The organism is Isoptericola hypogeus (genome assembly GCF_039531145.1).
Classification (GTDB): Bacteria; Actinomycetota; Actinomycetes; order Actinomycetales; family Cellulomonadaceae; genus Isoptericola; species Isoptericola hypogeus.
On the sequence record NZ_BAAAPM010000003.1, the window covers coordinates 1,845,410 to 1,869,233 of the forward strand.

General features: G+C 75.2%; 17 protein-coding genes. 9 read left to right on the plus strand and 8 right to left on the minus strand.

Going from position 1 to position 23,824, the window contains the following annotated elements:
• Nucleotides 1–71 precede the first annotated feature (71 nt).
• On the plus strand, nucleotides 72–2,411 hold the full coding sequence (locus tag ABD254_RS10580) for a bifunctional metallophosphatase/5'-nucleotidase (RefSeq protein WP_344248304.1): 2,340 nt from the start codon (nucleotides 72–74) through the stop codon (nucleotides 2,409–2,411).
• 80 nt (nucleotides 2,412–2,491) lie between these two features.
• On the opposite strand, the gene ABD254_RS10585 is transcribed toward ABD254_RS10580, so the two are convergent.
• The 3 genes from ABD254_RS10585 to ABD254_RS10595 form a co-directional block, all read right to left on the minus strand.
• Complete coding sequence (locus tag ABD254_RS10585) at nucleotides 2,492–5,047, minus strand: hypothetical protein (RefSeq protein ID WP_344248306.1); 2,556 nt, start codon at nucleotides 5,045–5,047, stop codon at nucleotides 2,492–2,494.
• A 216-nt stretch (nucleotides 5,048–5,263) separates the two neighbouring features.
• The gene (locus tag ABD254_RS10590) at nucleotides 5,264–6,250 is read right to left on the minus strand and encodes a hypothetical protein (protein ID WP_344248308.1); all 987 of its coding nucleotides are present in this window, start codon (nucleotides 6,248–6,250) and stop codon (nucleotides 5,264–5,266) included.
• 2 nt (nucleotides 6,251–6,252) lie between these two features.
• Nucleotides 6,253–6,717, minus strand: coding sequence for an Lrp/AsnC family transcriptional regulator (locus ABD254_RS10595; protein ID WP_344248310.1), 465 nt, complete (start codon nucleotides 6,715–6,717; stop codon nucleotides 6,253–6,255).
• Between the two features lie 114 nt (nucleotides 6,718–6,831).
• Between ABD254_RS10595 and ddaH the strand changes: the two genes are divergently transcribed.
• The 3 genes from ddaH (at nucleotide 6,832) to ABD254_RS10610 (ending at nucleotide 10,741) form a co-directional block, all read left to right on the plus strand.
• Nucleotides 6,832–7,851 carry a dimethylargininase gene (gene ddaH, locus ABD254_RS10600; protein WP_344248312.1) on the plus strand — a complete coding sequence of 340 codons (1,020 nt, stop codon included), beginning with the start codon at nucleotides 6,832–6,834 and terminating at the stop codon, nucleotides 7,849–7,851.
• Complete coding sequence (locus tag ABD254_RS10605) at nucleotides 7,848–9,092, plus strand: ornithine cyclodeaminase (protein ID WP_344248314.1); 1,245 nt, start codon at nucleotides 7,848–7,850, stop codon at nucleotides 9,090–9,092. Before ddaH ends, ABD254_RS10605 begins: the two co-directional genes overlap by 4 nt.
• A gap of 191 nt (nucleotides 9,093–9,283) precedes the next feature.
• Nucleotides 9,284–10,741 (plus strand): zf-HC2 domain-containing protein, encoded by a 1,458-nt coding sequence (locus ABD254_RS10610; RefSeq protein WP_344248316.1) that lies wholly within the window; start codon nucleotides 9,284–9,286, stop codon nucleotides 10,739–10,741.
• A 155-nt stretch (nucleotides 10,742–10,896) separates the two neighbouring features.
• On the opposite strand, the gene ABD254_RS10615 is transcribed toward ABD254_RS10610, so the two are convergent.
• The 5 genes from ABD254_RS10615 to ABD254_RS10635 all read right to left on the minus strand — a co-directional run bounded on the left by ABD254_RS10615 (nucleotide 10,897) and on the right by ABD254_RS10635 (nucleotide 18,183).
• Nucleotides 10,897–12,471, minus strand: coding sequence for a M20/M25/M40 family metallo-hydrolase (locus ABD254_RS10615; RefSeq protein ID WP_344248318.1), 1,575 nt, complete (start codon nucleotides 12,469–12,471; stop codon nucleotides 10,897–10,899).
• Between the two features lie 144 nt (nucleotides 12,472–12,615).
• On the minus strand, nucleotides 12,616–13,878 hold the full coding sequence (gene rlmC, locus ABD254_RS10620) for a 23S rRNA (uracil(747)-C(5))-methyltransferase RlmC (RefSeq protein WP_344248320.1): 1,263 nt from the start codon (nucleotides 13,876–13,878) through the stop codon (nucleotides 12,616–12,618).
• Nucleotides 13,879–13,917: 39 nt separating this feature from the next.
• Nucleotides 13,918–17,208: a S8 family serine peptidase gene (locus ABD254_RS10625; protein WP_344248322.1), complete on the minus strand. Its 3,291-nt coding sequence runs from the start codon at nucleotides 17,206–17,208 to the stop codon at nucleotides 13,918–13,920.
• Nucleotides 17,209–17,380: 172 nt separating this feature from the next.
• On the minus strand, nucleotides 17,381–17,560 hold the full coding sequence (locus ABD254_RS10630; RefSeq protein ID WP_344248323.1) for a hypothetical protein: 180 nt from the start codon (nucleotides 17,558–17,560) through the stop codon (nucleotides 17,381–17,383).
• Nucleotides 17,557–18,183, minus strand: coding sequence for a DinB family protein (locus tag ABD254_RS10635; RefSeq protein ID WP_344248538.1), 627 nt, complete (start codon nucleotides 18,181–18,183; stop codon nucleotides 17,557–17,559). Before ABD254_RS10635 ends, ABD254_RS10630 begins: the two co-directional genes overlap by 4 nt.
• Nucleotides 18,184–18,357: 174 nt before the next feature.
• Here ABD254_RS10635 and ABD254_RS10640 point away from each other — a divergent pair, with 174 nt between their 5' ends.
• From ABD254_RS10640 to ABD254_RS10660, 5 genes are all read left to right on the plus strand, one after another.
• A complete protein-coding gene (locus ABD254_RS10640; protein WP_344248325.1) occupies nucleotides 18,358–19,005 on the plus strand; it encodes a biliverdin-producing heme oxygenase in 648 nt (215 codons plus the stop codon).
• 238 nt (nucleotides 19,006–19,243) lie between these two features.
• A complete protein-coding gene (locus ABD254_RS10645) occupies nucleotides 19,244–20,413 on the plus strand; it encodes a heme/hemin ABC transporter substrate-binding protein (RefSeq protein ID WP_344248326.1) in 1,170 nt (389 codons plus the stop codon).
• The gene (locus ABD254_RS10650) at nucleotides 20,410–21,534 is read left to right on the plus strand and encodes a FecCD family ABC transporter permease (RefSeq protein ID WP_344248327.1); all 1,125 of its coding nucleotides are present in this window, start codon (nucleotides 20,410–20,412) and stop codon (nucleotides 21,532–21,534) included. The genes ABD254_RS10645 and ABD254_RS10650 overlap by 4 nt, the downstream gene beginning before the upstream one ends.
• Nucleotides 21,535–21,652: 118 nt before the next feature.
• A complete protein-coding gene (locus ABD254_RS10655) occupies nucleotides 21,653–22,513 on the plus strand; it encodes a heme ABC transporter ATP-binding protein (protein ID WP_344248328.1) in 861 nt (286 codons plus the stop codon).
• Nucleotides 22,510–23,824 (plus strand): hypothetical protein (locus ABD254_RS10660; protein WP_344248329.1); only part of this gene is annotated, 1,315 nt, incomplete at its 3' end. The genes ABD254_RS10655 and ABD254_RS10660, both read left to right, overlap by 4 nt.

The following is a 23,824-nucleotide window of genomic DNA, read 5'->3' on the forward strand; positions in this document are numbered from 1 at the left end:
ACGACACCACACGTCACCGGGAGCGTCCCATGAGCCCTGCTCGACCCACCCTCCGACGACGGACCGCCGGCGTGGCCTGCCTGACCCTCGCCCTCGCGGGGGTCACGGCCGCCGGCGCCCCGTCCGCCACGGCCGACGCCGACGCCGAGGACGTCGTCGACGTCCAGATCCTTGCCACCAACGACTTCCACGGCCGCATCCAGGCCAACGGCGGCGCGGCCGGCGCCGCGGTGCTGGCCGGCGCCGTGCGGCAGCTGCGCGGCGAGAACCCGAACACCGTGTTCGCGGCGGCGGGCGACCTCATCGGCGCCTCGACGTTCGAGTCCTTCATCCAGCACGACAAGCCGACGATCGACGCCCTCAACGCCGCGGGCCTCGACGTCTCGGCGGTCGGCAACCACGAGCTCGACCAGGGCTACGACGACCTGATGAACCGCGTCCTGGCCCCGTACGACGCCGCGACCAACCCGTTCGGCGGCGCCGAGTGGCAGTACGTGGCGGCCAACCTCAAGGTGCGGGCCACGGGCGAGGACGCCGTCCCGGCGTCCTGGCTCAAGGACTTCGGCGAGGTGCAGGTCGGCTTCGTCGGCGCGGTCACCGAGGAGCTGCCGGCGCTGGTCAGCCCGGCCGGCATCGCCGACCTCGAGGTGCGCAGCATCGTCGAGACGGCCAGCTCGGAGGCCGACGCGCTCAAGGCCGAGGGGGCGGACGTCGTCGTCCTGCTGGTGCACGACGGCGCCGAGTCGACCGACTGCGCGGCGATGCCGACGGCGGGCAACGCGTTCGCGAGCATTGTCAACGGCGTGAGCCCCGAGGTCGACGCGATCGTCTCCGGGCACACGCACCTCGCGTACGACTGCGCGTTCCCCGTGGACGAGTGGGCGGGCGAGGCCGTGACCGAGCGCCCGGTCGTGTCGGCGGGGCAGTACGGCACCAACCTCAACCAGCTCGTGTACTCGGTGGACGCGGCGACGGGCGAGGTCGCGGGGGTGCAGACGGCGGTGCTGCCGCTCGCCGGGAGCTACCCGGCCGACCCCGACGTCGAGAAGCTCGTCGCGGACGCCGTCGCCGAGGCCAACGTGCTGGGCGCCGAGCCCCTCGGGCAGACCGCGGGCGAGCTCGACCGGGCGCAGCGGTGGACGGTGGACGAGGAGACCGGCGAGGACGTGCTCGCGGAGAACCGCGGCGGCGAGTCCACGCTCGGCAACCTCGTGGCCGAGGTGCAGCGCTGGGCCACCGAGGCGCCCGAGTCCGGGGGCGCCCAGATCGCGTTCATGAACCCCGGCGGCCTGCGCGCGGACCTGGTCGGCACGGGCGACGGCGAGTTCCCGCGCACGGTCACGTATCAGCAGGCGGCGACCGTGCAGCCGTTCGCGAACACCCTGGTCAACATGCGGCTCACGGGCGACCAGATCGAGACGGCGCTCGAGCAGCAGTGGCAGCGCGACGCCGACGGCAACGTGCCGAGCCGCCCGTTCCTGCGCCTCGGGGTCTCCGAGGGCTTCACGTACACCTACGACCCGGCCCGCGCCGAGGGCGACCGGATCACCGGCATGTGGCTCGACGACGCCCCGATCGAGGAGGCCGCCTCGTACTCGGTGACGGTCAACTCGTTCCTCGCCACCGGCGGCGACAACTTCCGGGCCTTCGCCGGGGGCGCGGACGCCCGCGACACCGGCAAGGTCGACCTGACGGCGTTCGTCGACTACATGGCGGCCTTCGCCGCCGACCAGCCGCTGCCGGTCGACGCCGCGCAGCACGCGGTCGGCGTCTCCTTCCCGGCGGACGCCCCCGAGGCGTACGCGCCCGGGTCGGCCGTCGCCTTCGACGTCTCGTCGTGGGCCATGACCGGCTCGGCCGACGTCACCGACCCCGAGCTGACCGTGGCGCTCGGCGACGAGGTGCTCGGCTCCGCCGCGGTGGAGAGCGCGATCGGGACGGAGCCGTTCGACGAGGTCGGGACGGCGTCGGTACGGGTCACGTTGCCAGCGGACGTGCCCGAGGGTGCGACGGCGCTGACGCTGAGCGGGGCCGCGACGGGCACCGAGGTCACGGTGCCGATCGAGGTGACGAGGCCCGCGACGGCCGAGCCGACGGTCACGGTCGACGCCCCGGAGACGGTCGTGGCGTGGCTCCAGAGGCCGCGCCTGGACGTGACGGTCTCCTCGCCCGCCGGCACCCCGACCGGCAAGGTCACCGCCGTCGTGCGCGACCGGACGGTGGACCGCGAGCGCCTGCGCGGCGGGGACGCGACGCTGCGCGTCGGGCCGTTCCGGCCCGGAACCGTGGAGGTCGAGGTGCGGTACTCCGGCGACGACGCCACCCGGGCCGCCACGACGACGACCACGATCCGGGTGAAGAGCCTCTGGGAGATCATCTTCGGCGGCCACGGCCACGCGGGCCGCGGCTGACCGACCCCGGACACGGGACGGTCCGGCCCCGCGCTCCCCAAGAGCGCCGGGCCGGGCCGTCCCGCGTCCCGGGGACGGCGTCAGAGGCGACGCCGGGCCAGGAGGACGAGGCCGACGATCCCGCCCAGCAGCCCGAGCGCCAGCAGCGCGCCGCCCGCGACGACGGCGCCGTCGGCGGGGCTGGTCTCGATCTCGGTCCGCATGGTGGTGGTGCCGTCGGCGAGCTCGGAGGTCCCGGAGGCGAGCCGGGAGGCGCCGTCGGCCAGCTCGGCGGAGCCGTCCGTCAGGAGCGAGGCTCCCGACGACAGCAGGGTCGCGCCGTCGGCCAGCTCGACGGATCCCGCGGCGAGGTCGCCCGCGCCGGAGTCGAGCCGCACCGCGCCCGTGCTGAGCCGGCCGGCGCCCGCTGCCGCGTCGGCGGTGCCCGCCTCGATCTTCGCCAGGCCGTCGACGAGCGTGCCCGCGCCCGTCTCGGCGTCGCCCAGCTTGGTGGTGAGCTCCGCGGCGCCGTCGGCGAGCCCGGGCATGCTGCCGGCGAGCCGGGCCGCGCCGTCCGCCGCGCCCGCGTTCCCGGCGGCCAGCCTTGCCGCACCGACGGCCGCGTCGGACGAGCCGTCGGCGACGCGGCCGGCGCCGTCCGCGAGCGTGTCCGCGCCATCGGACAGCTCCCGGGTCCCGGTGAACAGGGCATCGGCTCCGGTTGCGGTCGCGCCGGCCCCGGTCGCGAGCTTCTCAGCTCCGGTTGCGGTCGCGTCGGCCCCGGTCGCGAGGCCGGCTGCTCCGGTTGCGGTCGCGCCGGCCCCGGTCGCGAGCTTCTCGGCTCCGGTTGCGGTCGCGTCGGCCCCGGTCGCCAGACCGGCTGCTCCGGTTGCGGTCGCGCCGGCCCCGGTCGCGAGGCCGTGAGCTCCGTCGCGAAGAGCCGCACTGCTGGTCGTGAGCTCGGTGACGCCCGTGTCGAGCGAGGCGGACCCGGCGGCGAGGCTGCTCGCCCCCAGGCTCGCGGCGAGCGCCCCCGACCGCAGGCGCGTACCGCCGTCGAGCACGGCGGCGACCCCGTCCCGCACCCGTGCCGTGCCCGCGCTCAGGTCGCGCGCGCCCACGTCGAGTGAGTCGGCACCCGTCGCGAGCCGCGCGGCACCGGCGGCAGCGTCCGCAGTGCCGTCCTGGAGTGACGACGCCCCCGCCTTGACGGCCCCCGCCCCGGCGACGAGACCCTTGGTCCCCGAGAACCCGGCAGACAGCTCCTGCGCGCCGTCCAGGCTGGCGCCCGCGCCGGCCGCGACACCGGAGGCGTCCTGCGAGACGGTCTCCGCCCGATCCGTCAGCTCGCGCAGTGCGGCAGCGACCTCGGGGTCGTCGGTCGACCCTGCGAGGGCGGCCAGCGCATCGTGCAGCGACGCCGACCCGGCGGCTACCTGATCGGCCCCGCCGGCAACCTGCTGCAGCCCTCCCGCGAGAGCCTCGCTCGCGCCCGCCGCGCGGCCGAGGCCGTCCGCGACGGCCGCGGCACCGTGGGCGACGCCGGCCGCCCCGTCTGCAACCTTGTCGCTCCCCGCCGCGAGTTCGTCCGCGGCGCCCGCGAGAGACGTCGTGCCGTCGGCGAGCCCCGCGGCCCCGCGGGCTGCACTCGTGGCGCCTGCGGCGAGCGCCTCGCCGGACATGACGAGCCCGTCGAGGCCGTCGGCCAGGGAATCCACGCCGCTGGACAGGCTGGCTGCCCCGTCCGCGAGGTCGCCCGAACCTGCGGTGAGCCTTTCGCCCCCGGCCACCAGGCGGTCGGTCCCTGCGGCGAGGGTGTTGGCGCCGTCGGCGACCTGGCGGTTGCCTGCGGCGAGGTTGTTGGCGCCGTCGGCGACCTGGCGGTTGCCTGCGGCGAGGTTGTTGGCGCCGTCGGCGACCTGGCGGTTGCCTGCGGCGAGGTTGTTGGCGCCGTCGGCGACCTGGCGGTTGCCTGCGGCCAGGGCGCTGGCGCCGTCGGCGACCTGGCGGTTCCCGTCGGCCAGGGCGCCGGCGCCCTCGGTGATCTTCCCGGTACCGGTCGCGAGCACGCGGTTGCCGTCCGCGACGGCGAACGCGCCGCCCGCGACCTGGAGGGTCCCGTCGCCGAGAGCGGCGGCGCCGTCGGCGAGCTTCCCCGTCCCCGCCGCCAGGACCCCGGCGCCGGCGGCGGCGCGCTCGGCCCCGTCGGTCAGCCGGGCGCCGCCGTCGTGCAGTCTCACGGTGCCGTCGTGCAGCCGGACGATGCCGGCGGAGGCCTCGACCGTGCCGGGCTGCAGCCTGTCGACGAGGCCGTCGCGCAGCTCGCCCGCGCCGGACACGAGCCGGGCGGTGCCGGCGGTCAGGTCGTCGGTGCCGTCGACGAGCCGCGTGGTGCCGCCGGAGAGCTCGGTCGCCCCGTCGGAGAGCGCACCGGCCCCGTCGGCCACCTGCGCGCTCCCCTCGGAGAGCTCGCCCGCGCCGTCGCGGACTTCGGCCGCTCCGGCGTCGAGCCGGGTGGCGCCGTCGGCCACCTTGCCGTCGAGCAGGATCAGCACCACGAGCGCGGTGAGCGCCGCGAGCGCCAGGGCGGCGACGGCGGCGATCGTCGAGACCGTCGGTCCGCGCGTCCCGCGCGACACAGGCGTGGTCGAGTTCATCGGAGCCTCATTCGGGTCCGCGTCGCGGGCGACGCAGTGCTGCACGGCCCGCGGCCGTGGCCCGTCGCCGTCGACGGGACTCAGGCCGAGACTACTGATGGAGCCTCAATAGCGGGAGGGGGCGATCACACTTCACCCGTCACGATTGCGCAACGGTGTCCGACGGGCTGCCGTCGGCCGCCCACCGTTCAGCCCCAGCCGATGAGCCGCAGCCGGTCAGTCCCAGCCGCAGGCGTCGTGCACGAGGCCGTAGATCCCGGCGCGCTGCTCGTCGGACATCGGCACGTAGGTCACGGGCTGCAGTGCCCCGTCGACCTCGGCCGTGACCGGCAGGAACGTCCCGCGCTTGTCCTCCGCGACGGCGTGCGGGTCGCACCGCGCCGGCACGACGTCGAGCACGATCAGTCCCTCCTCCTGGCCCGCCAGCTCGTCGCCAGTCCACCAGGCCTCGTCGCCGGCGGGGGAGAGCAGCGTGGTCCCCGTGACCCGCACGAGCCGGACCGGTGGCCCGCCCGGCACCGGCTCGACGGCGAGCGTCACGCGCCCGCCGGGCTCCGTGCCGTCGGACGTGCGGACCCGCGCGGCCTCGACGCCCGTCACGCGGAGCGTGGCGCCCGACGCGATGAGCCGCTCGGCGCACACCTCCGCGTGGACGGCGGCCAGCCGGCCCAACGGATCGGTGACGCCGACCTCGACGTCGGTGCCCTCGCTCGCGGCCGCGTCCTCGCCCGGGGCGACCGTCACCGTGCCGATCGCGACCTCGGTCGTGGCCGCCGCCCTCCCGGTGAGGGGCTCGGGCGGGTCCGCTGCGCAGTCGACGTCGCCCAGCCGGAGCCGGACGTCGCGCCCGGCTCCGGGGGCGAGCGCCCGGGGGCGTGGATCGCCGTCCGGGCTGCTCGGGCCGTACCCCGGCGCGTCGAGCGCCCCGCCGAGCAGGGTGAGCACCTCGTCGGAGCCGTTGACCACGCGCAGGGACGCGGTGCGGTCGGCGTACTGCGTGCGGTCCTGCCGCAGCTCGCCGCCGAGCCGGTCCACGACCTGGGGCGGCACGGTCGGCGCGGACGGCGCGCACCCGGCGACGGCCGTGGCGACGCAGGCGGCGAGCAGGGCGCCGGCGCTGGCCCGCCGTGCGCGGGCACGACGGGCGTGGCCCCGCCGGGCGCGGGCACGACGGGCGTCCGCGCGGGACCCGGCGCCGCGCACGGTCAGCCCTCGCCCGCGGTCGGCGACCCGGACCGGGCGGGCCGGTCGATGACGCGCGTCATGACGAGCGACGTGCGGGTCTTGTCCACGCGCCCGCCGGCGCGGATGGCCTCGACGGTGCGCTCGATGTCCGCCATCCCGCCCGCCATGATCTGCACCATGGCGTCGGCCTCGCCGGTGACCGTGTCCACCCGGACCACCTCGGGGATGGCGGCGAGGTCACGACGCAGCGTGGCGGGCGAGACGTTGCCGCGGCAGAACAGCTCGACGTACGCCTCGACGCCCCAGCCGAGCTCCTCCGGAGAGACGCGCACCGTGAACCCGGCGATCTCGCCGCGCGCGAGCATGAGGTCCACCCGTCGCTTGACCGCGGGGGCGGAGAGCCCGACCGCGTCGCCGATGTCGGCGTAGGTCGCCCGCCCGTCGCGCAGCAGGTGCCCGACGATCTTGCGGTTCACGGTGTCCATGGCCGGTCCATAACCTCGGATTCTTCACCCAGGGCTTCAGATTCGCCAGGTTGGGCGCCATGAGCGCAACGAAACGCGCCTGGTGGGCAACGGCGACGCTCCTAGCGTTCCGGCATGACGGCGATCACCACCCCGACGACGACGTCGGCCACCCTGTCGGCCACCGTGCCCGACGCCCCCGCCCGCACCGCGACCCCGCGCCACTTCCTCATGTGCCCGCCCACGTACTTCGACGTGGTCTACGAGATCAACCCCTGGATGGACCTCGGCGTCCCGGTCGACACGGACCGCGCGCTCGCGCAGTGGGCCGCGCTCAAGGCGGCGTACGAGGCGCACGGGCACACGGTCGAGGTGATCGACCCCGTGCCAGGGCTGCCCGACATGGTCTACGCCGCCAACGGGGGAGTCGTCGTCGGCGGGCGGGCGCTGGCCGCCCGCTTCACGTACCCCGAGCGCCAGCCAGAGGGTGGCGCCTACGAGGCGTGGTTCGCCGCGGCCGCCGCGCACGGGGTCGTCAGCCTCGGCCAGGCCGCGGAGCAGAACGAGGGCGAGGGCGACCTGCTGCTCGCCGGCGACGTCATGCTGGCCGGAACGGGGTTCCGCACCTCCCGGCCGGCGCACGCGGAGGTCGCCGAGCGGCTCGGCGTCGACGTCGTCACGCTCGAGCTCGTCGACCCGCGCTACTACCACCTCGACACGGCCCTCGCCGTCCTCGACGCAGGCGGGACGGCGGCGGGCGGCCCCGCGGGAAGCCATGTCGGCAGCTCCGTCGGCCCGGTGGTCGCATACCTCCCGGAGGCGTTCAGCCCGGCGTCGCGGGCGGTCCTCGCGGAGCGGTTCCCCGACGCCGTCCTCGCCACCCCGCGCGACGCCGCGGTCCTCGGCCTCAACGCCGTCTCGGACGGACGCCACGTCTTTCTCACCGACCGCGCCACCGGGATGCACGACCTGCTGCGCGAGCGCGGCTTCGAGCCCGTCGGCATCGACCTGTCCGAGCTGCTCAAGGGCGGCGGCTCGGTCAAGTGCTGCACCCTCGAGCTGCGCACCGCCCCCGACCGGCCCACGACCGACCCCCGCACGAGCGTGCACACCACGCACCCCACCACGAACGCCGCCCGGGAGGCCCGCGCATGACCACCGTCCCGTTCCTCGACGTCGCCGCGACGGCCCGCTGGGTCGCCCGCCGCGGGCCCGAGGCCGTCATCGGCCGCCTGATCGACGCCCTCGCCGCCGACTTCGCCCGCTGGCCCGAGCTCGACAAGCGCCCCCGCGTCGCGACGCACTCGCGCGACGGCGTCATCGAGCTCATGCCCGCGTCCGACGACGTCACGTACGGCTTCAAGTTCGTCAACGGGCACCCCCGCAACCCGGCCCGCGGGTTCCAGACCGTCACCGCGTTCGGCGTGCTCGCCGACGTGCACACCGGCTACCCGACGTTCCTCGCCGAGATGACGCTGCTCACTGCGCTGCGGACGGCGGCGACGTCGGGGCTCGCGGCCCGCCTGCTCGCCCGCCCGGACTCGCGCACCCTCGCCCTGATCGGCACCGGCTCGCAGTCGGAGTTCCAGGCGCTCGGCATGCGAGCCGCCCTCGGCATCACGCACCTGCGCGCCTGGGACACCGACCCGGCCGCCCGCGCCAAGCTGGTGCGGCACGCCCGCGAGCTGGGCTTCGAGGTGCACGAGGCGACCAGCGCGGCCGACGCCGTGACCGGCGCCGACGTCGTCACCACCTGCACCGCCGACAAGACGAACGCCACGGTGCTCACCCACGAGATGGTCACGACGCTGGCCCACCCGGGCGCGCACGTGAACGCCATCGGCGGCGACTGCCCGGGCAAGACGGAGCTCGACCCGCGCATCCTCGCCGGCGCGGACGTCTTCGTGGAATACGAGCCGCAGACCCGGATCGAGGGGGAGCTGCAGCAGATGCCGGCCGACTTCCCGGTGACCGAGCTGTGGGAGGTCGTGGCCGGCCGCAAGCCCGGGCGCCGCGGAGTCGGGCGGACGCCGCGCGGTGCGGGCACGCCGTTCGAGCGCGGCGTCGGGGAGCGTGCGGCCCTCGACGCCACGACCGTCACCGTCTTCGACTCCGTCGGGTTCGCGGTCGAGGACTGGGCCATGCTGCGGTTCGTGCTCGACGACGTGCCGCCCGAGCTGCTGCAGCACCTCGACCTCATCGCCGAGCCCGCCGACCCCAAAGACCTGTTCTCCCTGGTCCGCGACGCGGGGGCGGTCGGCGGGCGGGGGCACCCCGGCCCCGCGGGTGCCGGCCGCCAGAACGCGGTCGCGGGGGAGCGCCGGGCACTCGACCGGCTCATGGGGCTCAGCGGCCGAGGTCACGGCACGCTCGCGGGTACCGCCCGCCGGGGCTGACGGCGCACCCCCTCCCGGCCCCGAGAGTCGCCTCCCGACCGCTGGCGGTGATGCTCACGGACGCACGCGGGCCCGGTGACCTCGACCTCGGGGCTTGCCCTGGCCCCGCGGGACCCTGCGATCATGTCTGCGGCGCGGACCGGTCCGCGCCCCAGACATGATCGCAGTCGGACGGCACGGGGGGACGCAGCGTGGGCGCGACTGACGGGAGCGCGCGGCCGGGCGACGTCGACGCCGTGATCAACCGGATGCGCGACGCGGCCGCGGCCCGCGGGCACGACGACGGCCCCGGCGCGCCCGGCACGGTCGACGCCGACGTGCTGCGCACCGTCCTCGCGACGCTGCCGCACGACGATCAGCGGCTGCTGTGGGCGCACCACGTGCGCCGCCGGGACGTCGGGACGATCGCGGCCGAGCTGGGCTCCCACGCGCGGGTGGTGGGGCGCCGCCTGCGCCGCGCGGAGCGGCGGCTCGCGGCCGCGTTCGCCGCCGCGCACGCCCGCGCGTGCCCGCCGGGCTGCCTCGAGGTCCGGACGGCGCTGCACGAGTACGCGGGCCACCGGCTCGCGCCGCGCCGCCGCACCGTGCTCGAGGAGCACCTGTTCGGCTGCGACGGGTGCATGCGGGCGTTCATCGACGTGCGGCAGGCGTCGTGGGCGCTGCGCGACGCCGCGCCGCTGCTGCTCACCGGGGCCGTCGCGGCCGGTGCCGGGCCGGTGGTCGTCGGCGCGACCGCCGCGGGGAGCGCGGGCGGCGCGGGGGTCGCGGGCCTGGGGTCTCTGGGTGCGGCGCTCGCCGGCGGCTGGGAGTGGCTGCGCGCGCAGGTGCTGCGGCTCGGCGGGTGGGGCCGGGCGGGCCTCGTCGGCGCCGGCACCGTCGCGGCCGTGGTGGTGGCGTCCTTCGCCGTCGCGCTGGTCACCGGCGGGGCGCCGACCGGCGCTGTGCCTGTGGTCGCCGCGTCGGGCTCGCCCGCGCCGTCGGCGGGGGCGACGAACCCCGAGCCGACGGGACCGGCGGACGACGGGTCCACGGGCGACGGGTCCACGGTCGAAGGGGCGACGGGCAACGGGGCGACGGACGAGGTGGAGCCGGCCCCGTCTGACGCCGGGACGACGGGCCCGTCGACGCTCCCGCCGCAGGACCCGACGACCGACGGCGACCCCGGCCCGGCAGAGCCTGCGCCGACCGACTCGCCCGCGGGCCAGGGAGACACCGGGTTCACAGGCTCCGCGAGCGAGCCGGCGCGGTCGGCCACGCCGGACGAGAGCCCCGCCGCACGCCCGACCACCACGCCCACCGCCGAGCCGGCACCGACCACGACCCCCGGCCCGACGCCGCAGCCCACCACGACGCCGGCGCCCCTGCCCTCGGCAGAACCGACGTCCCCGGTCGAGGCGACGACGCGCAGCGTCACGCTCGCCGTGCCCGCCAGCACGCTGCCACGCCTGTACCTCGTGGTCCCGACGGGGGACGACGCGCGGGTGGTGCGGGTCACCACGTCGGACCCGTGGCTCACCCCGTTCTCCGGCGCTCGCGGCTGGTACGTCGGCGGGCTCGGTCGCGCCGGCAGCGTCGTCGTCGAGGTGGAGGCCGCCGCCGGTGCGGCACCCGGTGCGCGGCTCGAGAGGCTCGGCCGCTGGCACGACTGACCGCCCCCATGGTCAGGAGCTCGTCGTGACAGGACGAGATCCCGCGAGGGGTACGCGAATCGCGTTCTCCCTCGCGGGATCCCGCACCGCCTCACCGTGCGGGGCAGCTCCGCGGTGGGACCGGCACTACCGCGGCGGGTGCGGGTCCCGCGGCCTCAGCGACCGCCGCCGTGCCCGTGGCCACGGCCGTGACCGTGACCGTGTCCGCGGTCGTCGTCCGGCTCGACGCCGTTGATCGCCTCGGTGCTGTAGGCGAGCTGCTGCGCGGCGTGCCCGATGGCGCGGGACATGATGTCGAGCGCCTCCTTGTTCACGTTGTCGAGGTCGTCGCCGGGCCCGTGGTAGTTCTGGTCGAGCTGCTCGCCGGCGACGCCGCCGAAGATCGCCTGCTCGGCCTCGGTCTTGATCGCGTCGGCGCCGGTGAACAGGCCGGACGCCGGGATGCCGTTGTTGATGAACGCCTGGTAGTCCGACCGCCCCGAGAACGGCGAGTCCACCCACGGCTGCTCGGTGTCGTCGAAGTAGTCCGTGAAGATCTCCTCGGCCGCGGCGGAGCCGTCCGGCACGGTCACCGGCGCATCGAACGTCGACTCGTCGGCGTCGTACACCCCGATCGTGTAGTTCGGCGACCCGATCATGTCGAAGTTCAGGTACGCGGCGATCTTCTCGAGCTCCTCCGGGTCGTTCTCCACCAGGTCCGCGACGTAGTGGTTCGACCCCACGAGGCTGAGCTCCTCGGCTCCCCACCACGCGAAGCGGACCTGGTTGTTGATCCTCTTGTCCTTGGCGAGCTGGACGGCCGTCTCGAGGATCGCGGCCGACCCGGTGCCGTTGTCGTTGATGCCCGGGCCCTCGTCGACGCCGTCGAGGTGCGCGCCCAGCATGACGACGTTCTCGTCGTCGCCGCGCCGGGTCTCGGCGAGCACGTTGAACGACTCGGCGTCCGTGGTGGTGGCCTGGAGGTCGAACGTCACCTGCAGCGACGGGTCGGCCTCGTGCGCCGCGAGGATGGCCGCCCCCTCGGTCGCCGTGACGCCCACGGCGGGCGCGTAGCCCTCGTTCGCGCCGCCGAGCGTGCCGTTGAGGGCGCCGTCGGCGTTGTTGTAGATGATGACGCCGGCCGCGCCGGCCTCGCCCGCGGCGAGGGCCTTCGCCCCGAACGGGCAGCTCCCGCGCTGCACGACGGCGATGAGGCCCGTGGCGTCGACGCCGGCCCAGGAGTCCTCGTGCGGTGCCGCGGGGTCGTCGCTGGCGGGGCAGCCGTCCGCGATCGCGGGCTCGACCAGCCCGGCCACGACGCCGTCGTCGGGGGTGGACGTCGAGTAGGTCATGGCGATCGGCTCGAGCTCGACGCCGGGGACCTCGACGGTGAGGTCCTCCAGGTCGAAGAGCGTGACCGGGAAGTACTGCCGCTCGGTCTCGTACCCCGCGCGGCGCAGCACCCGCTCCACGTACTCCGCCGACTCCTCGTACCCCTCGGTGCCGGCGGCCCGGTTGCCGCCGTTCTCGTCGGCGATCTCCTGGAGCTCTTCGAGGTGCTCGAACACGCGCTTGCCGGTGACCTTCTTCGACAGGTACTTGCCGTGGTGCTTGTCCCGGTCCCAGTCCCAGCCCGACCTGCCCGTCTCGACGAGGGGCGCGGCGGTGGCGGCGGGGGCGAGGGATGCCGCGGCCAACAGCCCGGTGACGGCGGTGGTCGCGACGGCAGTGGAGAGCAACTTGGTTCTCACGCTGGACCTCCTGCTCAGGTGCCCCCGCGAGACCCGGGGTCGGGTCGACGGCGCACGTCGCGACGTTGCGGGGTGCGGTTGTTCGCGAGCGTAGGCCTCAGGCGGCGCTCAGGGAACCCCCGGGGGGACGCTGGGTGCGCGCGCTCAGCCGGCGGGGACCTCGCGCTCGAGCAGCATCAGCACCTCGTAGTGGCTGGTCTGCGGAAACATGTCGAGGAGCCGGGCACGGCGGGGGCGCAGCGACGGCATGTGCGCCAGGTCGCCGGCGAGGGTGGTCGCGTTGCAGCTCGAGTAGAGCACGTGCCGCGCGCCGGAGGACTCCAGCCAGCCGGCGAGCTCGGGCCCGATGCCGCGCCGCGGCGGGTTGACCACGACGAGCTCCGGCGCGGCCTCGGCCCCGAGCGCGAACGCCGTCGCGTCCCCGGCGGCGAAACGGACGTCGCGGACGGCGTCGGCCCACCACGCGCCGTCGCGGGTGCCGACGACGGATCCCGCAGGCAGGTGGGCGAGCTCGGCGCGCGTGGTGGCCGCGCTGGCGATCGCCTCGGCGGAGATCTCGATGCCGACCACGGCGCGCCCGGGGGCCGCGCAGTGCAGCGCGAACCCGCCGACGCCGCAGTACAGGTCCCACAGCGACGCGGGCGCGACCTCGTCCACCCACTCCCGCGCCTGGTCGTACAGGGCGGCCGCGACGGCGGTGTTGGTCTGGAAGAAGCTCTGCGGGCGCAGGTGCAGGGTGATCCCGCCGAGCCGCATCGGGAGCGTCTGCCGCTCGGTGAGGACGATCTCGTGGTCGCCCTCCAGCACCGCGGCGTGCGCGGGCTGGACGTTCACGCTGACGACGGCGACCTGCGGCAGCGCGGCGAGCAGCGCCGGCAGGTGCTTGCGCAGCCGCGCGACCGGCTCCTGGCTGCGCAGTACGAAACGCACCATGAGCTCGCCGTCGGGCGACAGCGTGACGAGCACGTGCTTGAGCTCGCCGCGCCAGGCGGACTCGCGCGGCGTCTCGCGGCGGCGTGACCCGCGGGACGGCGACGTCGCGTCGTACGGCGTCAGCCCGGCCCGGGTGACGAGAGCGGCCAGCGGGCCGAACGCGGCTTGCAGCTCCGGCGGGTAGAGCCCGCAGTCGGTGAGGTCGACGCCCTGCCCCGCGAACGGGCCCGACGACGAGCCGAGGATGCCCAGCACCGGGGCGTCCACGGTGCCGGTGACCACCATCTTCGCCTTGTTGCGGAACGCGGACTCGGGCCCGGTGACGGGTGGCAGCCAGTCGATCCGCGCCCCCGGGACGGCGGAGTCGAGCAGCGCCGCGACGTGCTGGGCCTTCTCGGCCACCTGCGTGGGGTACGGCGTGGCCAGCAGGGTGCACGAGTGGCAGCGGCCGGCGTCGAAGTGAGGGCACTGCACCCCACCAGGCTACGGCCGCCGCCACCCGCGACGGTCCGATCAGTGACCGAAGAGCGTCACCCGCACCGGGGTCTCGACGATCGTCGTGCCCGGCACCTCGTCGGCGACGACCTCCGTGTGCACGACGCCCTTGCCGGGGAGCCGGCCCTTCAGCGTGACGTCGTACGTGAGCGTGCCGCCCGGCTGCGGGTCGGTCGACGTGACGACCTTGTCCGTGCCGTCCGGCAGCTCGGCCACCATGTCGCCCGCGCCGGCGGAGTTCTCCGCCCCGACGAGGAACGGCTGCGCGCCCGGGGCCGCCATCGCGCCCGGATAGGTGAACGAGACGTCCTGGGTGCCGTTCACCCCGATCCACGCCTGGAAGGCGCGGGCGTCCTGGGTGCCCCAGACGAAGACGTCCCACTGGATGACGAGCCAGTCGTTCACCCCGTCGGTGAGGACGTTCGTGCGGATGCCCTCGGCCTGCTCGCCGGTCAGGTCCGTCCAGAACGGCGCGAGCACGTCGTTCGGCCGGGCCGGCGACGGCCCGCCGGGGAGCGTGCAGCACTCGTTGTCCTCGGAGGTGCCGCCCCCGGCCACGAGGTACCCGTTGCTGTCGACGCCGAGCTGCGTGTACGTGCGCCCGTTGTACTGGAACGCCGGCACGTTGAAGTTCACGAGCTCCTCGTCGCCGACCGGCGTCGGCGCCCCGCTGAACTGGTCGAGGTCGACGAATCCGGCCGGCGAGCCGTCGGGCACGTCGGCCACGCTCGGGACGCCCAGCTCGGCCGCCTCGAGCTCGCCCGACACGGTCTTCGACCCGCGCAGCGCGCCCTCGCCGGTCGTGGTCGCCGTGACGGACTGCGTGTTGAACGACTCGTTGGTCGCGGTGACGGTGCACGTGACGTCGTCGCGCCACCGGATGGTCTCCGCGTCGCACGACTGCGTCACCGAGACGTTGCCCTGGGTGGGCACGAACGCCACCGGGATGCGGGCGTCGCCGCGCGAGGTCTCGAACGTGACGGAGCCGAACTTCTGCACCCCGCTCGCCGACGTGTCGGTGATGGTGACGTCGATGTCGACGCTCCGGCCCGGCTTCACGACGGCGACCTTCGGGCTGAAGGAGATGCGCGCGCCGTCCGGGGCGTCGGCCGTGGGGTGCACGACGATCGTGCGGCCCGACGTGTTCTGCAGCGTGCGGGTGGTGGTGAGCCGGCCCGGCAGGGTCGGCGCGTTGATCGACGGGATGTTGAGGTCGACGGCGTGCACGGGGTCGTTCGCCAGGGCCGTGTAGTTCTCGGTGGTGTCCGAGATCGTCACGGGCGGGGTCAGCGACTCCTCGACGTCGACGTGGCCTGCCCCCATGTCGAACGGGTCGGCCGGCGTCGTGAGGTCCTCCTTGACGACGTCGTCGCGCGCCTGCGTCATGATGGCGGACTTGATCTGCCCCGGCGTCCAGTCGGGGTGCACGGCCTTGAGCAGCAGGCCGACGCCCGCGATGTGCGGCGACGACATCGACGTGCCCTGGATGGACTGGTAGTACTCCCCGGCCTGGCCGCCCTCCGGCGACAGCGGCGTGGGCGTCATCGCCGCGAGGATCTGCACGCCCGGCGCCGTGACGTCCGGCTTGACGAACGGACCGGCCGGCCCGCGGGAGCTGAACGCCGCCATGACGTCGCCCTGGCCCTCGGCGGGCGCCCCGTCGGTGAACGACCCGGTGACGTCGCCGTGCGCGTCCAGGAAGGCCACCAGCTCCGTGCCGTCGGCGACGTGCAGCGCCGGCAGGAAGTGGTTGTCGGTCGCGACGTCGGCCAGCGTCGGGTTGTACAGGACCATGCCCGCGGCGCCGCCCTGCAGCACGTTGTAGCCCTTGAGCACGCGGGCGTTGGAGCCGCGCTCGCAGACGACGATCACGCCGTCGAACGTCCCGGCGGGCGCCGGGTTCTGGCACAGCGGGTCGGAGTACGGCGCGTCGGCCGCGCTCACCACGGGCAGCGGCTCGGCCACGCCCGACACGATCGAGGCGCCGTCGACCGTGAAGGTGTCTCCGTTGCCGGCGGTCAGGGTGAGCGTGGACGAGAACTCCCGCGTCTGCGTCGACGCGGCGACCGTCGTCAGCCACGGGCTGACGTGGTTCGCCGTCGCGGCCCCCGGGCCGTCGTTGCCCGCCGACGCGGCCACGAAGACGCCCGCGTCGTACGCGCCCAGGAAGGCGAGCTCGACCGGGTCGTCGACCGTGGATCCGCCGGAGATGGAGTAGTTGATGGCGTCCACCTGGTCGACCACGGCCTGCTGGACCGCCGCGACGAGGTCGGACGTGTAGCCGCCGCCCGGCCCGAGCGCCTTGTACTCGATGATCTTCGCGCCGGGAGCGACGCCCTGGATCTTCGCGATCTCGGGGCCGATGGTCTGCACGTCCTCGACGATGCCGCCCGCGCTGGTGCCCGACGTGTGCGAGCCGTGGCCCTCCGCGTCGCGCGCGGTGCCGCGGTACAGGTAGTCACCGGGGTTGAGCTGGTCGTAGAGGTCGGTGAACGAGTACCCGCCGATGAGCTTGTCGTTGCACTCGAACGGGTCGTCCGCCGGCGTGGTCGGGTCCTCGCCGAAGTTGCACTCGACGGCCGGCCCGTCGTACGGCGTGAGGTTCCCGTGGTCGGCGAACGACGGGTGCTCGGGCCAGATGCCGGTGTCGATGTTGCCGAGGACCAGCCCGTCGCCGGCCTCGGCCTCGGTGCCGAGCTCCTCGTACGCGGCCGGGGCGCCGATGTACTCGACGCTCGAGTCGGTGAGCGGCTTCTCCAGCCGGTTCTCCTGCACGGCGACGACGCCGGGCACGTCCAGCAGGGCGCGGATCTGGTCGCCGGGGACGAGCGCGGCGACGCCGCCGTACACCGTCTCGTAGGTCGCGACGACCTCGGTGCCCGGCACCGCGGCCTCGACGTCGGCCGTGATGGACCCCGCCTGATCCTCGACGTAGCCGCGGTACCGGCGGATGTCGGCGTCCTTGCCGCGCAGGGCCTCGCCCGTCACGGACGGGCTGGTCGCGTCGTAGCCGGGCACCGTGCCCGTGTACGACGCCACCGGCTCGACGTCGTACTTGACCATCACCGGGATCTTCTTGCTGGACTCGAGGTTCAGCAGGCGCTTCGGCGTCCTCGCCAGCGCGCTCGACGGCGTCTTGGCGCCCTCGTCGCGCGAGGTGAGGGTCGGCTGCGCGTCCGCGAGGCGCAGGTCGTCGGGGTCGGGGGCGGCGGCGGCCGCGGCCGTCGCCGTGAGGGAGGTGAGGACCAGCGCGACGCCCGAGGTGGCGGCGACGAGCCGGAGTCTGGTCTGGTGTTCTCGCAAGCGCATGGGTGCGCACCCTTCGTCTCGGTCCTTGCGAACGAGACCTCCGAGCCGGTGCCACGACGGTGTGGCGACGCCCGACGCCGGACAGTCATCGGCAACCTACGCCCGATGCGCCGGGAGCACCCCTCGAACCCCCACCCCCACCTCGGCCTTCACCCTGCGCTGCACCTCCGCCTCAGCCGACGGGTCCTGCGCAGCACGAGCCAGTCGGCGCCGAGCGGGTCGGGCTCGCCGGCGGGCGCGGCTCGTCTCCGGGGCGACAGGCCAGGCCGAACATCTCCCGGTTGAGCTCCGCGAGCCCACGCGCGCCGGTGGTGTCCAGCACGACCTGGCGGATGGTCGGGACGGCGCTCATGCCGGGCTGCCCGGCCCGGCGGGGAACTGCTCCGCGATGCCGCGCAGCCTCGCCACGTGGGCCGGCCAGTCGACGCCGTCGGGGATGTTGGAGTTGCCCTGCCGCATGCCCACGGTCGCGTCGACGCCCTCGCGCAGGATGTCGGCGTGCCCGGCGTGCCGGGACAGGTCGACGATGACGTGCACGAGGATCTGGTGCAGCGTCACCGCGCCGTCGCCCCACCAGAAGACGTGACCGGGGGCGTCCAAGGGCAGGGACTCGATCGTCTCGTCGGAGAACGCCCACACCTTGCGGTAGAGGGCGACGACGTCCGCGATGGACTCGTCGGCGGTGGCGTAGAAGTCGACGTTCGGGTCGTCCGGCCACGGGGCCTCCGGAGTCAGCGGCAGCCACGGCACGTCCTCGGGCGTCGGCCAGGGCCGGGAGAACGTCCCGCCGAAGTAGGCGATCTCGGTGCCGGCCGCATGCTTGACCAGGCCGAGGAGGTTGGTACCGGTGGGCGTGCGCGGCAGTCGCACGTCCCGCTCGGACAGGCCCTCGAGCTTCCACAGCAGGTTCTCGCGCGTGCCCTGCAGGTACCGGCGGAGGGTCGTCTTCGGGTCGGGAGGCGTGGCCTCCGGCATCGTCGTCACGCGGGTCAGGTTGCCCTACCCCAACGCCGCCGGGCAACGCCTGACCTCGACGGATGGAGGGTAGGCAAGGCTTACCTTTCCTGCTACTGTGCGTCTTGTCCTGACGTGTTGTCAGGACGTGCGGGAGGCCGTGCCGCCGCACGTCACGATCCAGGAGGTCGTCCCATGACCGTGGTCGCCCAGCTTGCCCCGCTCTCGACGCGGCTGCGCGAGGGCACGCGCGCCGAGCACTCGCAGGCCGAGTCGGAGGGCTTCGTGGAACGCCTCCTGGCCGGACGGCTCGACGTCGCGGCCTACGCGGACCTCGCGGCGCAGCAGCTCGCCGTCTACGCGGCGCTGGAGCGGGCGAGCGCGCGCATGCGGCACGACGACCGCGGTCGCGGCCTCGTCTTCGACGAGCTCACCCGCGTGCCCGCCATCGAGCGCGACCTCGCGCACCTGTACGGCCCGGGCTGGCGCGACGTGGTGCGCGTGCTGCCCGCGACCGAGCGCTACGTCGCCCGGCTGGACGCCGTCGGCGGCGACGTGGCCTGCTATGCCGCGCACGCTTACACCCGCTACCTCGGGGACCTGTCGGGCGGGCAGGTCATCCAGCGGATGATGCAGCGCCACTACGGGCTGACGTCGGCGGGCCTCGAGTTCTACGACTTCCCCGAGATCCCCAAGGCCAAGCCGTTCAAGGATCTCTATCGCGAGCGCCTCGACGCGCTCGACCTCGACGACACCGAGACGGACCTCGCGGTCTCCGAGGCCCAGGAGGCCTTCCGGCTGAACCGGGCGATGTTCGTCGAGCTGGGCGTCGCCCACCCCTGACGGAACCGGCCGGCCCCGGCCGGCTTTCGCCGGCCCCGAGCGGACCGGTCAGCCCTGCCCGGGTGACGCGGGTCACCCGGGCAGACGTCCGTCAATCTCGTGACAAATAAGGTCAGCCTCGCCTAAGTTAGCGTCGCCTAGCCTTAGTTCGGGCCATCCCTGGCTCGGCACCCCCTCGCCGTACGGCGTGTCGTCGCGCCGCACCGCGGGCCTGCGCCCACCAAGGAGAAGACCACCGATGTCCTCGAGCCGACCGGCCCGGCCCGCCCGCAGCCCCCGTGCTGCCGTCACCGCACCGCCCGCCGCGCTGGTCGCCCCGCTGGCCGCCCTGCTGGTCGCCCTCGTGCTGACCGGCTGCACCGCCCTCGCGCAGGGCGGCACCGTGGCCGGGGCCGCCGCGGGGGACACGACGCCACTCGCGGAGCTGGACGTGCTCGACGACCCGAGGTCGTGGACCGGGGAGAGCCTGGCCCGCACCGCCCAGGCGCCCGTCGACCCCGTCGCCGACGACCCGCAGCCACACCTGCCCGTCACGGTGACCGACGCCCAGGGCACCGAGGTCACGGTGACCGACACCAGCCGCATCCTCGCGCTGGACCTGTACGGGTCGCTGTCCCGCACCGTGTACGAGCTGGGCCTCGGCGACCGCGTGGTGGGCCGGGACACGTCCTCCACCTTCGCCGAGATCGCGGACCTCCCGCTCGTCACGGCGAACGGCCACGAGCTCACCGGGGAGGCGATCCTCGAGCTCGCCCCGACCGTCATCCTCACCGACACCACGCTCGGGCCGTGGGACGTCGTCCTGCAGATGCGCGATGCCGGCATCCCCGTCGTCGTGCTCGACCCGCACCGCAGCGTCGAGACGTCCGGCGACCTGACGCGGACCGTCGCCGAGGCGCTCGGCGTCCCCGAGGCCGGCGAGGACCTCGCGCAGCGCAGCCAGGCCGCGGTCGACGACGTCGTCGCGCAGATCGCGCGGATGGCGCCCCAGAAGAAGGCCGACAAGCTGCGCGTCGCGTTCCTGTACGTGCGCGGCCAGGCGGGCGTCTACTACCTGTTCGGCGACGGCTCGGGCGCCGACTCGCTGGTCGAGTCGCTCGGCGCCGTCGACGTCGCCACCGAGATCGGGTGGGAGGGCATGCGGCCGGTCAACGACGAGGGCATCATCGCGGCCCAGCCGGACGTGCTGCTCATGATGTCCAAGGGCCTCGACTCGGTGGGCGGCGTCGACGGGCTGCTCGAGCAGCTCCCCGCGCTCGCGCAGACGCCGGCCGGCTCCCACCGCCGGGTCGTCGCCATGGACGACTCCCAGATCCTGTCGTTCGGGCCCGCCACCGCCGACGTGCTCGACGCCCTCGCCCGGGCGTTCTACGCGCCGGAGAGCCTGGCAGCCGGGAGCCTCGGATGACGGCGACCGTGCCCACTGACGCGCCGGCCGACGGCGGCACCCGCACCGCGCTCCCGGGCGACGACCCGCGTCCGCTGCCGCCCGCCGTCCCGGGCCGCGTGGCGTGGCTGTTCGGCGGGCTGACGGCGGCGCTGGCGGTCCTCGCCGTCGTCTCGGCGGGCTCGGGCCAGCTGCACGTCCCGCCGGACGAGGTGCTCGGCGCGCTCGCCCGCGGCCTGGGCCTCGACCTCGGCCCGGAGCCCTCGCACCCGAACGGTTACGCCGCGCTGTGGACCATCCGGTTCCCCCGCGTGGTGATGGCGATCCTGGTGGGCGCGGCGCTCGCCGCGGCGGGCGCGCTCATGCAGGGCGTGTTCGGCAACCCGCTCGCGGAGCCCGGCGTCGTCGGCGTCTCGTCCGGCGCCGCCGTCGCCGCCTCCGCGACGATCGTCCTCGGCGTCACCGTCGCGGGGCCGTGGACGACGGCGGGGGCGGCGTTCCTCGGCGGCCTCGTCGCGACGTTCGCCGTGTACGCGCTGGCCCGCTCCGGCGGCCGCACCGAGGTGGTCACGCTGGTCCTCACCGGCGTCGCGATCAACGCGGTCTGCGGGGCGGTGCTGGCGCTGTTCACGTTCCTCGGGGACACGCAGGAGCGTGAGCAGATCATCTTCTGGCAGCTCGGGTCGCTCAACGGCACCCGCTGGGCGTACGTCGGGATCGTCGCGCCGCTGGTGCTCGTCGGCCTGGTGGCGTCGGTGCTCATGGCGCGCCGGCTCGACCTCCTCGCGCTCGGGGAGCGGTCGGCCCGGCACCTCGGGGTCGACGTCGAGCGGCTGCGGATCGTGGCGGTCGTCGTGGTCGCGCTGCTCACCGCCGCCGCCGTCGCGTTCTGCGGGATCATCTCGTTCGTCGGGCTCGTCGTGCCGCACCTCGTGCGGATGGCCGTCGGCCCCGGGCACCGCGTGCTCGTGCCGGCCAGCGCGCTCGGCGGGGCGGTGCTGCTGCTCGCCGCCGACCTCGTCGCGCGGACCGCCGTGCCGTACGCCGACCTGCCGATCGGCATGCTGACCGCCCTCGTCGGCGGGCCGTTCTTCCTGTGGCTCGTGCGGCGCACGCGTCGGCAGGCGGGGGGCTGGGCATGAGCGCGAGGAGCCCCCGCGGAGGTACGCCGAGGGACGAGGTGTGCCGGAGCGAGGCACCGCAGGGCTCGTGCGAAGGGAGCCGGGCATGAGCGCGAGGAGCCGAGGCACCGTAGGGCTCGTGCGAACGGATCGCCGCACGGGCGCGCTCCTGCGGGCGCGCGGCGCCACGGTGCGCGTCGACGGCACGACGCTGCTCGACGGTGTCGACCTGGACGTGCTCGCCGGCGAGGTGCTGGTCGTCGTGGGCCCGAACGGCGCGGGCAAGTCGACGCTGCTGTCGGTGCTCGCCGGCGACCGCGCGCCCGACGCCGGCACGGTGACGTTCGACGGCGCGCCGCTGGCGACCGTCCGCCCCGCCGAGCTCGCCCGCCACCGTGGCGTGCTGCTGCAGGAGAACCGGGTCAGCTTCCCGTTCCGGGTGGTCGACGTCGTCCGCATGGGGCGCGCGCCCTGGCGCGGCACCGACGCCGAGGACCGGGACGAGGACGTCGTCGCCCGGGCGCTCGACGACGCGGACGTCACGCGCCTCGCCGCCCGCCGGTACCCCACGCTGTCGGGCGGGGAGAAGTCCCGCGCGACGTTCGCCCGGGTGCTCGCGCAGGAGCCGCGGCTGCTGCTGCTCGACGAGCCCACCGCCGCCCTCGACGTCAAGCACCAGGAGCGTGTGCTCGCCCGCGCCCGGGAGCACGCCCGCGCGGGCGGCGCGGTGGTCGTCGTCCTGCACGACCTGGCGCTCGCCGCGGCCTGGGCCGACCGCGTCCTGGTGCTCGCCGGGGGCCGCGTCGCCGCCGACGGCGCTCCCGCCGCGGTGCTCACGACGGACCTGCTCACCGCCGTCTACGACCACCCCGTCGACGTACTCCCGCACCCCGTCACGGGCGCGCTGCTCGTGCTGCCCCGGCACGCCGCCGGGACGGTCGGTGCGCCGGCCGACCCGACCGCCCCGACCGCCCCGTCGCTCGCCGAGGACCTCGCATGAACCCCATCCACCCTGCCCCGTCGGCCGTGCCTGACCTGTCGGTCGAGCCTGTCGAGACCCGGTTTCGACCCTTCGACAGGCTCAGGACGGCGCAGGCTCAACCGGCGAGGGCCGGGCTCGCGCTGCTGCTGGCGCTGGCGGCCGTGCTGACCGGGGCGCTCGCGCTCGTCGCGCCCGCGCCTTCGGCCCACGGCGCCGCCCGGGTCTCGGTCTCCGGGCCGGACGGCGCGGCGCGCGCCGCCGCCGACGGCCCGACGACGCTCAGCGTCTCCGGCGGCGGCTTCCAGTCGGTGACGAAGGGGTTCGGCGGCATCTACGTGCTGTTCGGCTGGGTCTCCGACCCGTCGGGCGGGTCCTGGCGGCCCAGCGCGGGCGGGGCGACGGGCGAGGACCTGCGCTACGTCCCCGACTCCGAGTCGGCGGACAACGCCGGCTACCAGCGGTTCGTCGCCTACCCCGGGTCGAGCACGGCGTCCGAGGCGAACGGCGGCACGATCGCCGCGGACGGCACCTGGTCGGCGCGCCTCGTCGTGCCTGGCGCCCGGTTCCGGACGCAGGACCGGTCGGGCGCCACGGTGGAGGTGGACTGCACACAGGTGCAGTGCGGCGTCATCACCATCGGCGCGCACGGCGTCGCGAACGCCGCCAACGAGACCTTCACCCCCGTGACGTTCGGGGGCGCCCCGCCGGCGACGGGCGGCGCGACGGGCGACGACGGCACCTCGGCCGACACCGGTGGGTCCGCCGCGCCGGACGACGTCGCGGCCGCCGGCCAGGAGGACGCCGCGGGCTCCGGGACGTCGGCGGGAGCCGACCCCGAGGAGGCGAAGGTCGAGCTGCCCGGCAAGGCCACCGTCGGCGTCGACCAGGCCACCGCGGTGGCGGGCCGGGTGCTGACCTTCGCCGGCCAGGGGTTCGAGCCGGGCGAGCAGGTCGTCGCCACCCTCGACGGCGGCGTGCTCGCCGTCGGGCCGCTCACCGCCGGGAACCACGGCGAGGTCGCGGGGCTGCTCGAGCTGCCCGACGACCTCCGACTCGGCACCCACGTGCTCAAGGTCAGTGGCGCGTCCTCGCGGCGGGAGCCTCAGGTCGAGGTGGTCGTGACCCGCGACCCCGCACAGGCCGAGGCCGCCGACGCCCTGATCGCCTCGGCCGCGGGGACGGGCGGCTCCGCGGGGACCGCCGGGACCTCCGGCCCGCTCGCCTACAGCCCGGCCGAGCTCGCCCTCGGCGGCGCCCTGCTGCTGCTCGTCGTCGTGGTGGTGGCCTCGGCGGTCACGGGTGCCCGACGACGCCGGGTCGCGCGCGCGG